At 73.6% G+C, this 15393-nt stretch carries 10 protein-coding genes; 7 read left to right on the top strand and 3 right to left on the bottom strand.

Annotated features, from left to right (window positions below; translation table 11 throughout):
- Positions 1 to 223: 223 nt before the first annotated feature.
- From ligA to gatB, 5 genes are all read left to right on the top strand, one after another.
- Positions 224 to 2359 carry an NAD-dependent DNA ligase LigA gene (gene ligA, locus E1166_RS04380; protein ID WP_132335985.1) on the top strand — a complete coding sequence of 712 codons (2136 nt, stop codon included), beginning with the start codon at positions 224 to 226 and terminating at the stop codon, positions 2357 to 2359.
- A 158-nt stretch (positions 2360 to 2517) separates the two neighbouring features.
- Positions 2518 to 4875, top strand: a complete 2358-nt coding sequence (locus E1166_RS04375) for an EAL domain-containing protein (RefSeq protein ID WP_132335983.1) — start codon at positions 2518 to 2520, stop codon at positions 4873 to 4875.
- 89 nt (positions 4876 to 4964) lie between these two features.
- A complete protein-coding gene (gene gatC, locus E1166_RS04370; RefSeq protein ID WP_091115452.1) occupies positions 4965 to 5270 on the top strand; it encodes an Asp-tRNA(Asn)/Glu-tRNA(Gln) amidotransferase subunit GatC in 306 nt (101 codons plus the stop codon).
- Entirely contained in the window at positions 5267 to 6742 is a 1476-nt protein-coding gene (gene gatA, locus E1166_RS04365) for an Asp-tRNA(Asn)/Glu-tRNA(Gln) amidotransferase subunit GatA (protein WP_132335981.1), read from the top strand. Before gatC ends, gatA begins: the two co-directional genes overlap by 4 nt.
- A 13-nt stretch (positions 6743 to 6755) precedes the next feature.
- Positions 6756 to 8255 (top strand): Asp-tRNA(Asn)/Glu-tRNA(Gln) amidotransferase subunit GatB, encoded by a 1500-nt coding sequence (gene gatB, locus E1166_RS04360; RefSeq protein ID WP_132335979.1) that lies wholly within the window; start codon positions 6756 to 6758, stop codon positions 8253 to 8255.
- A 56-nt stretch (positions 8256 to 8311) separates the two neighbouring features.
- Here gatB and E1166_RS04355 read toward each other — a convergent pair whose 3' ends face one another.
- Both E1166_RS04355 and E1166_RS04350 read right to left on the bottom strand, forming a co-directional pair.
- The gene (locus E1166_RS04355; RefSeq protein WP_132335977.1) at positions 8312 to 9958 is read right to left on the bottom strand and encodes a metallophosphoesterase; all 1647 of its coding nucleotides are present in this window, start codon (positions 9956 to 9958) and stop codon (positions 8312 to 8314) included.
- Between the two features lie 80 nt (positions 9959 to 10038).
- The gene (locus E1166_RS04350) at positions 10039 to 11214 is read right to left on the bottom strand and encodes a PQQ-dependent sugar dehydrogenase (RefSeq protein ID WP_132335975.1); all 1176 of its coding nucleotides are present in this window, start codon (positions 11212 to 11214) and stop codon (positions 10039 to 10041) included.
- Positions 11215 to 11278: 64 nt separating this feature from the next.
- Here E1166_RS04350 and E1166_RS04345 point away from each other — a divergent pair, with 64 nt between their 5' ends.
- The gene (locus E1166_RS04345; protein ID WP_132335973.1) at positions 11279 to 12205 is read left to right on the top strand and encodes a 2-hydroxyacid dehydrogenase; all 927 of its coding nucleotides are present in this window, start codon (positions 11279 to 11281) and stop codon (positions 12203 to 12205) included.
- A 7-nt stretch (positions 12206 to 12212) separates the two neighbouring features.
- Here E1166_RS04345 and E1166_RS04340 read toward each other — a convergent pair whose 3' ends face one another.
- A complete protein-coding gene (locus E1166_RS04340) occupies positions 12213 to 12587 on the bottom strand; it encodes a PH domain-containing protein (protein WP_132270991.1) in 375 nt (124 codons plus the stop codon).
- 206 nt (positions 12588 to 12793) lie between these two features.
- Here E1166_RS04340 and E1166_RS04335 point away from each other — a divergent pair, with 206 nt between their 5' ends.
- On the top strand, positions 12794 to 15373 hold the full coding sequence (locus tag E1166_RS04335) for an EAL domain-containing protein (RefSeq protein ID WP_243710145.1): 2580 nt from the start codon (positions 12794 to 12796) through the stop codon (positions 15371 to 15373).
- Positions 15374 to 15393 lie beyond the last annotated feature (20 nt).

The raw sequence follows: 15393 nt of genomic DNA, 5'->3' as shown, positions 1-15393 counted from the left end.
AACCACACCCACCCGGGCATCCGTCCCCCTGCCTGTCCGCGCCGTCGACCTGCGGCGATCGTCGCACGGACGGCGCGCCTGCGCCCGTCGGGCGCGGCGGGGAGGCGCAGGTTTGTCCCACCAGACCGTTACGGTGCTCCGGTAGCGTGATCACGGGGAGGTGGCGTGATCACCGCAAGGTCGGTCACGGGGGAGGTTCGCAGCGGTGTCCGGAGGCGACAGGGTGTCGGAAGAAGAGATCCCCCAACAGGTCAGCGCCGCGGGGGAGGTGGCAGCCGGTGGCGAGCCCACCCCCGAGGCGCGGGAGCGGCACGCCACACTCAGCCAGGAGCTGACCGAGCACCAGTACCGCTACTACGTGCTGGACGCGCCGACCATCTCCGATGCCGAGTTCGACCGGCAGCTGCGCGAGCTGGAGGAGCTGGAGGCGCGGTACCCGGCCCTGCGTACCCCCGACTCGCCGACCCAGCGGGTCGGCGGCACCTTCTCCACCGACTTCGCCCCGGTCGACCACGCCGAGCGGATGATGTCGCTGGACAACGCCTTCACCGACGAGGAGTTGGCCGCCTGGGCCGAGCGGGTCGAGCGGGACGCTGGCGGCCCGGTGCCCTACCTGTGCGAGCTGAAGGTCGACGGGCTGGCCATCAACCTGACCTACGAGCAGGGCCGGCTGGTCCGGGCCGCCACCCGGGGCGACGGGCGCACCGGCGAGGACGTCACCGCCAACGTGCGCAGCATCCGCGACGTCCCGACCCGGCTGACCGGCGCCGACGACTTTCCCGACGTGCCCGACTTCATCGAGGTGCGCGGCGAGATCTACCTTCCGGTCGCCGGCTTCGCCGACCTCAACGCCAGCCTGGTCGAGCAGGGCAAGGCACCGTTCGCCAACCCGCGCAACGCCGCCGCGGGGAGCCTGCGGCAGAAGGATCCGCGGGTCACCGCGTCCCGGCCGCTGCGTCTGGTGGTGCACGGCATCGGCGCCCGTCGCGGCTTCCGGCCGACGGCCCAGTCCGAGTCGTACGCGGCGTTACGGGCGTGGGGGCTGCCCACCAGCGACCGCTGGCGGGTGGTGCCCGACCTGGCCGGCGTCGCGGAGTACATCGCCTACTACGCCCAGCATCGGCACGACGTGGCACACGAGATCGACGGTGTGGTGGTCAAGGTCGACCCGGTCTCCATCCAGGGCCGGCTCGGCTCGACCAGCCGGGCGCCGCGCTGGGCGATCGCCTTCAAGTACCCGCCGGAGGAGGTCAACACCCGGCTGGTCGACATCCGGGTCAACGTCGGGCGGACCGGACGGGTCACCCCGTACGCGGTGCTGGATCCGGTGCGGGTGGCCGGTTCCACCGTCGAGTTCGCCACCCTGCACAACGCCCGCGAGGTGGCGCGCAAGGGGGTGCTGATCGGCGACACGGTGGTGCTGCGCAAGGCCGGCGACGTGATCCCCGAGGTGCTCGGCCCGGTGGTCGAGTTGCGTCCCCCCGACGCCCAGCCGTTCGTCATGCCCACCACCTGTCCGGCCTGCGGCACCGCCCTGGCGCCGGCCAAGGAGAGCGACGTCGACATCCGCTGCCCCAACGCGCGCACCTGCCCGGCGCAGATCCGCGAGCGGGTCTACCACCTGGCCAGCCGGAAGGTGCTCGACATCGAGGCGCTCGGCGAGAAGGCCGCCACCGCGCTGGTGGACGCGCAGATCATCACGAACGAGGGCGACCTGTTCGCCCTCGACGCCGAGCGGTTGGCCCGGTCGCCGTTCTTCGTCAACAAGGACGGCAGTCTCGGCAGCAACGCCACCAGGCTGCTGGACAATCTCGCCGTGGCCAAGGGGCGTGACCTGTGGCGGGTGCTGGTCGCGCTCTCCATCCGGCACGTCGGCCCGACCGCCGCCCAGGCGCTGGCCCGGCACTTCCGCTCGATGGCGGCGATCGAGGCGGCGTCGCAGGAGGAGCTGTCCTCGGTGGACGGGGTCGGCCCGACCATCGCCGTGAGCATCCGGGAGTGGTTCGCCGTCGACTGGCACCGCGAGGTGGTCGGCAGGTGGGCCGAGGCGGGCGTACGGATGGCCGAGGAGGCGGCCGACGAGGGGCCGCGTCCGCTGGAGGGACTCACCGTGGTGGTGACCGGCACCCTGGCCGGGTTCAGCCGGGACCAGGCCGCCGAGGCGATCCAGAGCCGGGGCGGCAAGGTCAGCGGCTCGGTGTCCAAGAGGACGGCGTTCGTGGTCGTGGGCGACAACCCGGGGTCGAAGGCGGACAAGGCCGCCTCCCTCAAGCTGCCGGTCCTCGACGAGGACGGCTTCCGGGTGCTGCTCGACCAGGGTCCGGAGGCCGCCCGGGAGGTGGCCCAGGTCCAGGAGTGATCGCTTCGCCCGGTATCGGATCTTGGGGTCGTATACCAACTTAATTACGACTACAACCGATTCGTGACTGTCGGCTGGGGAATTCCGGCATCCAGGGCGTTTCATGGTGGCACGGTGTGCGACCGGCGCACACCGCGGCCGTACGCCCGGGAGGTGCGATGGAGACCGCCGACCCCCGCAACTCCGTCCCGCCCGGGCGGGCGACACCGTTCGGCGGGTTCGTCGCCGTGGTGGTCGGGCTGGCGGCGCTGGTCGCCGTGCCGGTCCTGGCGGGCCTGCCGGGCCAGCTCCGCGGGTTGCCGGCGGCGTTCTGGACGATGGCGGCGCTCGCCGTCGTCTGCGACGTGCGTCCCTTCGTTCCGCCCGGCCGGCGGCACACCTCGGTGGTCTTCCCGTCCACCTGCTTCACCTTCGCCATCCTGCTCGGCTGGGGGCTGGCCCCGGCGCTGGCGGCGCAGACCGTCGCGGTCGCCGTCTCCGGCTGGCGGATGCGGCACGCCGCCTGGCGCACCGCCTTCAACGCCGCGCAGTACGCCTGTGCGCTCAGTGCCGCGGCCCTGGTGCTGCGGATGGGACCGGGCGACCTCGCCGACCTCGGCCGGCTGCGCGGCACCGACGTGGCGGTGCTCGGCGCGGCCACCGTCACCTGGTTCGCGGTCAACCACGGCCTGGTCAGCACCGCGCTGCGGCTGCGCTTCGGCGGCCGGTGGTGGCCGGGCGTACGGCGGGGACTCGGCGTCGAGCTGCTCTCCACCGGCTCCCTGCTGCTGCTCGCCCCGGTGCTGGTCGCCGCGGCGCGGGCCGGCGCGGCCCTGATCCCGCTGGTGCTGGTGCCGCTGCTCGCCGTCCACCGGATGTCCCGGCTCGCCGCCGAGCAGGAGCACCTCGCCGCGCTCGACCCGCTCACCGGCCTGCCCAACCGCAAGGCGCTGCAGGCCGAGGTGGCCGAGCAGGTGCACCTGCACGCCGAGCGGACCGCCCGGGGTGCCCCGGACTCCCACCTCGCCCTGCTGCTGATCGATCTGGACCGGTTCAAGAACGTCAACGACGCCCTCGGCCACGCCGTGGGGGACCGGCTGCTCGTCGAGGTCAGCGCCCGCCTGGGCGACGTCGTCGGCGGGCGGGACCTGCTGGCCCGGCTCGGCGGCGACGAGTTCGGCATCGTCGCCACCCGACTGACCGGTGTCGAGCAGGCCCGCGAACTGGCCGACCGGGTGGTCGCGGCGCTGGCCCAGCCGGTACCTCTGGACGGGCTGCCGCTGGACGTGGGCGCCTCCATCGGCATCGCTCTCTTCCCCGAGCACGGCGAGGACCACACCACCCTGATGCGCCACGCCGACGTGGCGATGTACGACGCCAAGCAGCGCAACGACACGGTCGCCGTGTACGCCGCCGAGTCCGACCACCACTCCGCCGAGCGGCTGGCGCTGCTGGCCGACCTGCGCCGCGTACTCGATGCGGGACCGGCGGCCGGGCGGACCGTGCGGGGTGGTGACGGGGCCGCGTTGCCGTCCCGGCTGGCCACCTCGACGCAGCCGCCGGCCGGCGCGGGCCGGTGGTGGCCGTTGCGCCGTCGTCCCCGCGGCGGCCCGGCGCACCCGGACGAACTGCTCGACCGGATCCTGCACGGGGCGGACCCGATCCGGCCCCGCACCATCCGGCCGGTCTCCGGGCTGCCCACATCGGCCGACCCGCCGGCCGGTGCCGGGTCGGCCGGGGACGACGCGGCGGCGGTCGGCGCCATCACGATGTACTACCAACCGCAGATCGCCATAGCCACCGGCGAGGTGGTCGGCGTCGAGGCGCTGCTGCGGTGGCGGCACCCGCGCCGTGGCATGGTCGACCCCGGTGAACTGATCCGCCTCGCCGAGCAGAGCGCGGTGATGCGCCTGCTCACCCGGCGGGTGGTCGACGACGTGGTGGAACAGTTGGCGAAGTGGACGGCGGCCGGGATCACCCTGCGGGCCTCGCTCAACGTCAGCGTCCGCGACCTGCACACCGGCGAGATCGCCGACCGGATCGCCGAGCGGCTCTCCCGCTTCGGGGTCGACCCCGAACGCCTCCAGGTGGAGATCACCGAGGGCGCGTTGATGGCCGACCCCCGGCGGGTGCTCACCACCATCACCCGGCTGCACCGGCTCGGGGTGGCCATCTCGCTGGACGACTTCGGCACCGGCTACTCGTCCTTGCAGCACCTGCGGCGGTTGCCGCTGGCCGAGGTCAAGGTGGACCGCTCGTTCGTCCTCGGGATGGCCGACCATCCCGACGACGCGGCGGTGGTCCGGTCGATGATCGAGTTGGCCGGCGCGTTGGGGCTGCGGGTGGTCGCCGAGGGTGTGGAGGACGAGCGGACCTGGCGGCTGCTGCACGCCGCCGGCTGCGACGTGGCGCAGGGCTGGTTCCACGCCCGGCCGATGCCGGCCGAGGAGTTGGCCACCTGGCTGTCCCGGTACCGCCCGGTGCGTCCGGCCGGCGGAGGGGGAGTCGGGGGCGGCATCGCGACCGCAGGCCAATAGACTCGCTCCGGTCACCGCGCGTCATCCACACCGTGACCGCGCGGTCGGCACACGCAGACGCAGTCAGGACAGCCACGAAGGGGGCACCGATGGCCGCCATCTCCCGCGAGGAGGTCGCGCACCTCGCGCGACTGTCGCGGCTCGCCGTCACCGAGGAGGAGCTGGACATCTTCGCCGGCCAGCTCGACGTGATCCTCCAGTCGGTCGCCCAGGTGGGTGAGGTCGCCGCGGCGGACATTCCGCCGACCTCCCACTCGGTGCCGCTGACCAACGTCCTGCGGGAGGACGTGGTGGTGCCCGGGCTGACCCCGCAGGAGGCGCTGTCGGGTGCCCCCGACGCCGAGGAGCAGCGGTTCCGCGTACCGCGGATCCTGGACGAGGATGTGGCTTCATGACCGACCTGACCAGACTGACCGCGAGCGAGATCGCCGGTCTCGTCGCCTCCGGCGACGCCTCCGCCGTCGAGGTGACGCAGGCCCACCTGGACCGGATCGCCGCCGTGGACGGGCGGATCAACGCCTTCCTGCACGTCGACACCGACGGCGCCCTCGCCGCCGCCCGCGCGGTCGACGAGCGCCGGGCCGCCGGCGACGAGTTGGGCCCGCTGGCCGGCGTGCCGGTCGCGGTCAAGGACGTGCTCGCCACCCGGGGGGTGCCGACCACCGTCGGGTCGAAGATCCTGGAGGGCTGGCGTCCGCCGTACGACGCGACCATCGTCAAGCGGCTGCGTGCCGCCGGTACGGTGATGCTCGGTAAGACCAACATGGACGAGTTCGCCATGGGCTCCTCCACGGAATACTCCGCGTACGGCCCGACCCGCAACCCGTGGGACACCGACCGCATCCCGGGCGGCTCCGGCGGCGGCAGCGCCGCCGCGCTGGCCGCGTACGAGGCGCCGCTGTCGATCGGCTCGGACACCGGCGGCTCGATCCGTCAGCCCGGCGCGGTCACCGGCACGGTGGGCGCGAAGCCCACCTACGGCGGCACCTCCCGCTACGGCCTGGTGGCGTTCTCGTCGTCGCTGGACACCCCGGGCCCGTGCGCCCGTACGGTGCTCGACGCGGCCCTGCTGCACGAGGTCATCGGCGGGCACGACCCGCGCGACTCGACCTCGATCCCGGCTCCGGTGCCGGACGTGGTGGCGGCGGCGAAGCTCGGGGCGACCGGCGACCTCACCGGGGTGAAGCTCGGCGTGGTGAAGGAGTTCACCGGCGAGGGTGCGGAGCCGGGCGTCACGGCCGCGTTCCGCGAGGCGGTCGACACCCTGACCAAGCTGGGCGCTGAGATCGTCGAGGTGTCCTGCCCGCACTTCCGGTACGCGCTGCCGGCCTACTACCTGATCGCCCCCAGCGAGTGCTCGTCGAACCTGGCCCGCTTCGACGGCGTCCGGTTCGGCCTGCGGGTCGGTGACGACGGCAACCGCTCACTGGAGGAGGTCATGTCGCTGACCCGCGAGGCCGGCTTCGGCCCCGAGGTCAAGCGACGCATCATGATCGGCACGTACGCGCTCTCCTCGGGCTACTACGACGCCTACTACGGGCAGGCGCAGAAGGTCCGTACCCTGATCACCCGGGACTTCACCGCCGCGTTCACGCAGGTCGACGCGCTGATCTCGCCGACCACCCCGTTCGTGGCGTTCCCGCTGGGGGCGCGCACCTCAGACCCGTACCAGATGTACCTGGCGGACCTGTACACCATCCCGACCAACCTGTATGGCGGCCCGGGCATCTCGGTGCCCTGCGGCCTCTCCGAGGGGCTGCCGGTCGGTCTGCAGGTGATGGCCCCGACGATGGCGGACGACCGGATGTACCGGGTCGCCGCCGCGCTGGAGTCCGCGGTCGGCACGTTCACCCCACCGGCACTGTGAGGCAGGAGCACCGATGACCACGACACTGCCCGCGTACGACGACGTCGTCGCGCGCTACGAGCCGGTGATCGGCCTGGAGACCCACGTCGAGCTGGGCACGAACACCAAGATGTTCTGCGGCTGCCCGACCGACTTCGGGGGCGAGCCGAACACCCGGGTCTGCCCGGTCTGCCTGGGTCTGCCCGGCTCGCTGCCGGTGGCGAACAAGGCGGCCATCGAGGCGACGATCCGGATCGGTCTGGCGTTGAACTGCTCGATCGCCGAGTGGTGCCGGTTTGCCCGGAAGAACTACTTCTATCCGGACATGCCGAAGAACTTCCAGATCAGCCAGTACGACGAGCCGCTCTGCGTGGACGGCTACCTGGACGTCGAGGTGAACGGCGAAACCGTGCGGATCGGCATCGAACGGGTGCACCTGGAGGAGGACACCGGCAAGACGCTGCACGTCGGCGGTGCCACCGGCCGGATCCACGGTGCGACCGAGTCGCTGGTCGACTACAACCGGGCCGGCATCCCGCTGGTCGAGATCGTCACCAAGCCGATCCCCGGCACCGGTGCGCTGGCGCCGGAGGTCGCCCGGGCGTACGTCACCGAGCTGCGCGACGTGATCCGCTCCCTGGGCGTCTCCGACGTCCGGATGGAGGAGGGGTCGCTGCGCTGCGACGTCAACACCTCGCTTAACCGGCCGGGTCAGGAGTGGGGCACCCGCACCGAGACCAAGAACGTCAACTCGCTGCGTTCGGTCGAGCGGGCTGTGCGCTCCGAGATGCTGCGCCAGGCGTCGGTCCTCGACGCCGGCGGGCGGATCACCCAGGAGACCCGGCACTTCCACGAGGACAGCGGCGACACCACCCCGGGTCGGTCCAAGGAGACCGCCACCGACTACCGGTACTTCCCGGAGCCGGACCTGGTGCCGCTCGCCCCGGACGCCGCGTGGGTGGCCGAGCTCAAGGCCGCCCTGCCGGAGCTGCCCCGGCTGCACCGCCGCCGGCTCCAGCTCCAGTGGGGTCTGTCCGACCTGGACATGCAGTCGGTGCTCAACGCCGGCGCGGTCGAGCTGATCGAGGCCACCGTCGCCGCGGGTGCCACCCCGGCCGCCGCCCGCAAGTGGTGGCTCGGTGAGCTGTCCCGGCGGGCCAACGAGGCCGGTATCGAACTGGCCGACGTCGGGGCCACCCCGTCGCAGGTGGCCGAGCTGCAGGGCCTGGTGGACGCCGGCAAGCTCAACGACAAGCTGGCCCGGGTCGTCCTGGAGGGCGTGGTGGGCGGCGAGGGCTCGCCGACCGAGATCATGAACAACCGAAACCTTGAGGTGGTCTCCGACACCGGCGCGCTCACCGCCGCCGTCGACGAGGCGATCGTGGCCAACCCGGACGTCGCCGACAAGGTGCGCAGCGGCAAGGTCGCGGCGGCGGGCGCGCTGGTCGGCGCGGTCATGAAGACCACCCGTGGCCAGGCCGACGCGAAGACCGTCCGTGAGTTGATCCTGGAGCGCCTCGGCGTCCAGAGCTGAGTAGGCGAACCCGGTCGCGGAGGCCGCCGTCGAACCCGACGGCGGCCTCCGCGACGTCAGCGGGTCGGGCTGGGTGGCCCGGGGCTGACCGGCACCCGGCCGGACGAGGTCGCCCCCGGAGAGGGTGACTCCGTGGGGCCTCGGGTCGGGGTCGGGGTGACCGGGACGTCCGGGCCCTTCACGGGATCGCGGACGACGTGCCGCTCCAGGTTGACCTGAGCCTGCCCGGTGCCGCCGACGGTGATGTCGTCGTACGCCTGGAGTCGCTTCTGCGGGTCGAAGTAGAGCACGCTCATCGACAGTGGGGTCGGCTTTTCGTGCTCCAGCCCACGCAGCCCGGCACCGCCCGTGGAGCCCTCCACCATCAGTAGGGTGGGTTGCTGGCCGGAGACCTCAGGTAGCTTCGACACCTGCCGGTCGTGGGTGTGCCCGGCGAGCACCAGCGGGCAGGCTCCCGAGAGCGGGCCCGCCGAGGCCGGATCGTGCACGAGGGCGATGTCCACCGGCCGGGGCGACTGCCGTACCGTCTCGGCGAGCTGCTCGCCGGTCCCGATGACCTGGTCGGCCACCTCCCTGGTCAACCCGCTGCCGGCCGGCGAGGTCTCCTTGTCGGGGGTGAACCGTGGGTCGCCGATCCCGGCGATGGTCAGCCCGGCCACGGAGGTGATCGAGTTGTTGAGCACGATCGCGTTGGGCTGACGGGCCACCGCCGCCGCCGTGCGGACCGAGTCGTGGTTGCCCCGGATGTAGACATACGGCTTCTTCAGCAGACCGATGGAGCCGACGTACGACGCCTCCGGCTCGCTGCCCCAGTCGGTGAGGTCACCGGTGTCGATCACCACGTCGATGTCGAACTGCTCCACCACCGTGCGGATCAGCTGCCAACCGGTGGGGTTGAGGTGCATGTCGGAGACGTGCAGCACGCGGGTGGTGTCCGGCGCGGGCTCGTAGACCGGCAGCGCGGACACCGTCGTGTAGAGCTTGCTGACGTTGGCCACCACGCGTTGCAGCTGCTCGGCGTACTTGGTGTAGTCGTTGGCGATCCGCCGCGCGTCACCCACCACGGCCGGGGCGTTGACCAGCAGCCCCTCGTACCGTGGCTCCTCGATCGACTCCGGGCGCAGGCTGCCGGCGGCCAGCCCCAGACTCCCGGCCGTGACGGCCAGGGCGAGCCCCGCCGACCAGGCGGTCCGCCGCACATTCCGGAAGATCAGCGCGGCCAGCACCAGGGTGACCAGCACGACCGCGCCGAGGGTGCGCAGGGCGAGCCGGATCACGCCGTTGCGGACGTCGGCGACGGCGGAGTGGCTGGCCCGGCTGATACTCGCCGGATCATCGATCAACGCCTCCGTCTTGCGCTGGTCGAGCGCCCCCAGGCCGACGGTGAGGTGGGTCGGCCCGTCGTGGCTGTCCAGTTGCAGGGCGCCCAGCGGCGGGATGTCGACGGTGGTGTGGCCGTCGACCGCCGGGGTGAGCGTCAGGTCGGCCCGGAACGGCCCGATGTCGGTGTAGACCCGGCCGCCGGCCAGCACTCCGATCACCGCGCCGACGAGGGCGACCAGCAGTACAGCGGCGACCACACCCGTCCGCCGGGTGAGGCCCGACCGGGCGGCCCTGCGGATCCGGGGCCATCGGGCACGCTCGCGTCGGGCCGGGGAGGTGTCGTCCTGCGGCCCGCGCTGCTCGTTCTCCTGACCGTCCATGCTGAGATTCTGACCTGCCCGATGATGGATCTTGGCAAACCCGACGGAGTGGGACTCTTTCGGCGGCCTGCCGGAGTGGATCAGCTCCGCCCGGCGCCCCCGTCGGCGAAGACCAGCCGTAGCAGCCGGTCGTCCTCCGGGGTCGGGCGACCGCGTCCATCGTGGTTGGAGGTGGACACCCACACCGAGCCGTCGGGTGCGGCGGCCGCCGCGCGGAGCCGGCCGTACCGGCCGCCGAGCAGCTCGCGGGGCTGGCCGAGCACGGTGCCGGTGTCGGTCAGCTCGAGCACCCAGAGCCGCTGGCCGCGCAGGCAGGCGGCGACCAGCAGCCGCTGGACCGAGGTCAGACCGGAGCAGGACGCTTCCGCGGTGCGCCACTGCGCGATCGGGTCGACGTACTGCCCGTTGTCGGCCTGGCCCTCGACGACCGGCCAGCCGTAGTTGCCCCCGGCGTTGATCCGGTTGATCTCGTCCCAGGTGTTCTGGCCGAACTCGGTGGCGTACATCCGCTTGCCCGCGTCCCAGGCGAGGCCCTGCACGTTGCGGTGGCCCAGCGACCAGACCGGCGAGCCGGGGAACGGGTTGCCGGGGGCGGGTCTGCCGTCCGTGGTGATCCGCAGGATTTTGCCGCCGAGGCTGGCGCGGTCCTGGGCGGCGTCGGGGGCGCCGGCGTCGCCGGTGCTCACGTAGAGTTGCCCGTCGGGCCCGAAGGCGAGCCCTCCGCCGTCGTGGGTGCGCGCTCTCGGAATGCCGGTGAGGATCGGCGTCGGCCGCCCGCCCAGTTTGAGCTTCGCGACCCGGTTGTCCTGCTGCGTGGTGTAGTAGACGAAGACCGTCTCGTCCCTGTCGTACGACGGGGAGACGGCGATGCCCAGCAGCCCCGCCTCGCCGCCGGCGGCCACGTCCGGAATGGTCTGTACCGGGGCGACCCGCAGCCCGTCCGGTCCGGACTCCGGGCCGATCTTGAGGATCCGGCCGCTGTCCCGTTCGGTCACCAGACCCCCACCGTCGGGCAGGAAGGCGATGGCCCACGGCACCCGCAGCCCCTTGGCCAGCGTGGTGGCGACGACCTGCTGGCCGGCGCCGCCGGGGCTGGCGCTGACCGACGGGGTGGGCAGGTTGGGCGGCTCGCCGGCCGGGTCCGGCTCCGGGGGGCCGAAGCTGCATCCGGCGGCGACCAGCAGCAGCGACGTGCAGGAGGCGACCAGCGCCGCGCGTCGGCGGCCGGTGCGGGGATACGGGAGACGGGCGCTCACCCGGCCCAGCCTAGCCCGCGATCCGGCCTGCCCGAGCGCGCCGGGACCGCTAAGGTCGGCGGTCGTGAAGGTATGGATCCCCCACCCGGCCGGCGTCGAACTGCTCGGCGAGGTGCCCCTGGGCGTCACCGTCGAACCCTGGACGGACTCGGCGGCGCCGCCGTCGGACCCGGCGGGCGTCCGGTTCTGGGTGCCGCCGTTCCTGGCCGTCGGGGAGACCACGGCGATGCTGGCGCGGCTGCCCGACGTGGCGGTGGTGCAGCTCCTCTCCGCCGGAGCGGAGGTCTGGGTGGATCGGGTGCCGGAGGGCGTGACGCTCTGCGACGCGCGGGGTGTGCACGACAGCAGCACCGCCGAGTGGGTGGTCACCGCGATCCTGGCCCAGCTGCGGGCCTTTCCCACGATGATCCGCGCGCAGGCCCGCGGCGAGTGGGTGTACGGCGATGTCGCGCCGACCGACGAGCTGGCCGGGAAGCGGGTACTGATCGTCGGCGCGGGTTCGATCGGCGCGGCGGTCCGGGCCCGGCTGGCCCCGTTCGACGTCGAGTTCACCCTGGTCGCCCGGACCGCCCGCCCCGCCGAAGGGGTGCACGCCGTGCGGGATCTGCCGCGGCTGCTGCCCACGGCCGACGTGGTGGTACTGCTGGTGCCACTGACCGACGCGACCCGGGGAATGGTCGACGAGCGGTTCCTGGCGGCGATGCCGGACGGGGCACTGCTGGTGAACGCCGCACGCGGTCCGGTGGCCCGGACGGACGCGCTGGTCGCCGAGCTGTCCCGAGGTCGGCTGCGGGCCGCGCTGGACGTGACCGACCCGGAGCCGCTGCCGGCCGGGCATCCGCTCTGGGAGCTGCCGAACGTACTGTTGACCCCGCATGTCGCCGGCTCGGTGCGCGGGCTGCTGCCCCGGGCGTACCGCCTGGTCGGGGAGCAGCTGCGCCGGTTCGTGGCGGGGGAGCCGCTGCGCAATCGGGTGGTCGAGGGTTACTGAGCGCCGGTCAGCCGGCGTCGGGCAGGTGCTGCCCGGTCACCGACACGAGCCGGGGCAGATCGGTGCCGCGTACCGCGGGCAGGGCGATCTGCTGCCCGTCGTCGAGGCGGGCGACCGCCCGTCCGCGCGGGTCGGCGGCGAGCTCGACGATCTGGTCCCACCGGATGCGACGCTCGCCGACGAGGGCGCGTACCCGTAGCTCGCCCGCGTCGGCATCGGTGCCGGCCCGCCACGCCCAGACCACGACGGCCAGCGGCACGAGCAGCACCGGCACCAGGTACCAGGCCGCGGTGGCCAGCGGCAGCGCGCCGACGACGGCGACGATGGCCGCCGCCAGGATGGCCTGGTGGTGTCGGAAGCGGATCGTGTCGGCGCGACTCACCCCCCGATGATCCCACCCCTCTGAGGAGTCGGACCGGGTGGGCGGGTGGCCGGCGGCCGTGGCTCACTGTCAAGTGGTGCGGGTCACATCTGGCGGAGCGTAACCCGGGCGGGTGGGGCTCGTTCCACGGTGTGACGTGTGTCGGATATCCGTCGCTGTCACGCATCGCCGCACCGCCCCGTGTCCCCCTCACGAAGGCGCCCGCCGTGCCACTTCCGTACCTCGTCCGTCGTCCCTCGCCCGCGCTGGCCGCCCTGCTGGGAGCGACCACGATGCTGGCGGTGGCCGCACTGGCCGGCGTGCTCCCGCCGCTGGCCGCCGCCACGCTCTCCGGCGCGTTGGGCTGCGCCCTGGCCGGGATCCGGCTGTCCCGGCTGGCGGCCGTCGGCGTTCGTGGCCGGCGGGCCCGGCGGTGCCGGCGGGCCGCCGCCCAACTGGACGCCGCCGTCCTGGTGGTCGGCCTGACCGTGGCCGTTCTGCCGCTGTCCGCCCCGCCGCAACACCCGCAGGTGGCCACCGCCGGCCTGCTCGCCATGGCCGTCGGCTACGCCGGCGGCCTGCTCACCCTTCCCGGGCACACCCGGCTGACCGCCCGGGCCCGGCTGCGCCGCGCCGTCGACATGGCCGGTCTCGGCACCGCCCTGGTCTTCGCCGGTTGGGTGCTGCTCCCGCCGGGCGAGGTCCCGGTGCTGGTCCGGCTGGTCACGGTGGGCGGCGCGGTGGGGCTGGCCGCCCTGTTGGTGAGCGCGCTCGCCGATCGGCGGCGTCGGCCCGGCGCGGCGCTGTGTCGGGTCGGCGCGGCGGCCACCCTGGTCGGGCTGGCCGATCTGGTGGTGCTGTCGAGCTATCCGGTGCCGCCGCAGGCCAGCCTCACGATGGTGCCGTTCCTGGTGGCCGGCGTGCTGCTCACCGCCGCCGGCGCGACCCGGGTGGCGGCCGGCGACCCGCCGCACGGTGACGGGCCCGCCCCGGCCTGGCCGCGGGTGACCGCCCCGGCCGCCGTGGCGGCTCTCGCCGCCGGGCACCATCTGTGGGCCGTCGGCCACTTCACCCCGACCGCCGTGCTGCTCGGGCTGGCGGTGGTTCCGCCGCTGATCGGCCGGGAGCTGATCACCGCGGCGGACAACCGGGACCAGGCCCGGCGGCTGGCCGCCCGGGAGGCGCACTTCCGGGCGCTGATCGCCGGTGCCCGTGACCTGATCCTGATCCTCGACGACGAGCTGCGGGTGCGGTGGCTCTCCGCGGCCGGGCCGCGCTGGTTCGGGCTGCGTGACGACGAGGTACGCGGGCGACCCCTCGCCGACCTGCTGCATCCCGAGGACGTCCCCGCGGCGCTGGCCGGGCTCGCCGCCCCGGCCGACGCTCGGCCGGCGCTGTTGGTGGCCCGGATGAGCACCGGCGACGGTGGCTGGCGGGAGACGGAGGCCACGGTGAGCGACCAGCGCGCGATTCCCGAGGTCGACGCGCTGGTGTTGCACGTACGCGACATCGGTGAGCGTCGCCGGTTGGAGCGGGAACTGCACCGGCTCGCCGCGGTGGACCAGAGCACCGGCCTGGCCAACCGCCTGGAACTGGTCCGGGTGCTGGCCGAACGGCGGCCGAAGCCGGGGGCGTTGCTCCTGATCGACCTGCACGGTCTGAGTGCGGTCGGGGAGCGGTCCGGGTCGACGGCCGGGGAGACGGTGCTGCGTGCCGCGGTCCGCCGGCTGCGCGACGTGGTGGGCCCGCACGACCTGGTGGCCCGCGTCGCCGCGGAGGAGTTCGCCGTGGTCAGCGACCTCGGGCCGGTACCGGCGTACGCGCTGGGCAGCCGGCTGGTGACCGCGCTGGCCGAGCCCTGCCTGGTGGCCGGGGAGATGATCCGGTTGCGGGTCGGTGTCGGGCTGGCGGAACTGGCCACGGCCGGTCCCGAGGACGCGCTGCGTCAGGCGGACCTGGCCCGGCGGCGGGCCGCGCAGCTCGGTCACAACCGGGTGGAGTGGTACGACGCCTACCTGGAGGAGCAGTTGGTCCGCCGGCTGGACCTGGAACGGGAGCTGCCGGGTGCGGTCGCCCGGGGCGAGCTGGACATGGTTTTCCAGCCGGTGCTCGGGCTGGAAGACCGACTGCCGGTCGGAGCGGAGGCGCTGCTGCGCTGGCGCAACCCGGCCCTGGGCACGGTGCTGCCGGCCGAGTTGCTGCCGGTGGCCGAGGATCTGGGTCTCGTCGGTGAGCTGGGCCGGTGGGTGCTGGAGCGGGCCTGCCGGCAACTCGCCGAATGGTCGGCCGGGGGTCGGCGGCTCTGGATGGCGGTCAACGTGACACCGCGGGAGCTGCTGGCGCCGGAGTTCATCCCCGGGGTGGCCGCGGTCCTGACCGCCCACGGCGTGCCGGCCGACCGACTGGTGGTCGAGGTCGCCGAGCACCGCCTCGGCACCGACCTGCCCACGGTGGTGGCCCGGCTGGCCGGATTGCGCTCGCTGGGGGTGCGGACCGCCCTGGACGGGTTCCGGGCCGAGCAGGCATCCCTGGCCCAGCTCCGTCGGCTCCCGATCGACCTGCTCAAGGTCCGGCCGCACCTGGTGGCGGCGCCGGACGGGCCGGGCCGGCCGATGATCGACGTGGTGGTGAGCCTGGGCGAGCGGCTCGGCCTCGCGGTGGTGGGGGAGGAGTTGGAGTCCGACGCCGACGTCGACCGGGCCTATCGGGCCGGGTGCCGGTACGGCCAGGGATTCGCCCTGGCTCGCCCGGCCACCGCCGAGCGGGTGGAGGCGTTCTTCGCGGAGTTCCCGTCGGCGTCCCGCTGATCCACGCGCAGGCGCCCTGC

It is taken from the genome of Micromonospora sp. KC213, from assembly GCF_004348325.1.
Classification (GTDB): domain Bacteria; phylum Actinomycetota; class Actinomycetes; order Mycobacteriales; family Micromonosporaceae; genus Micromonospora.
This window is presented reverse-complemented; position numbering and strand designations above follow the sequence as displayed.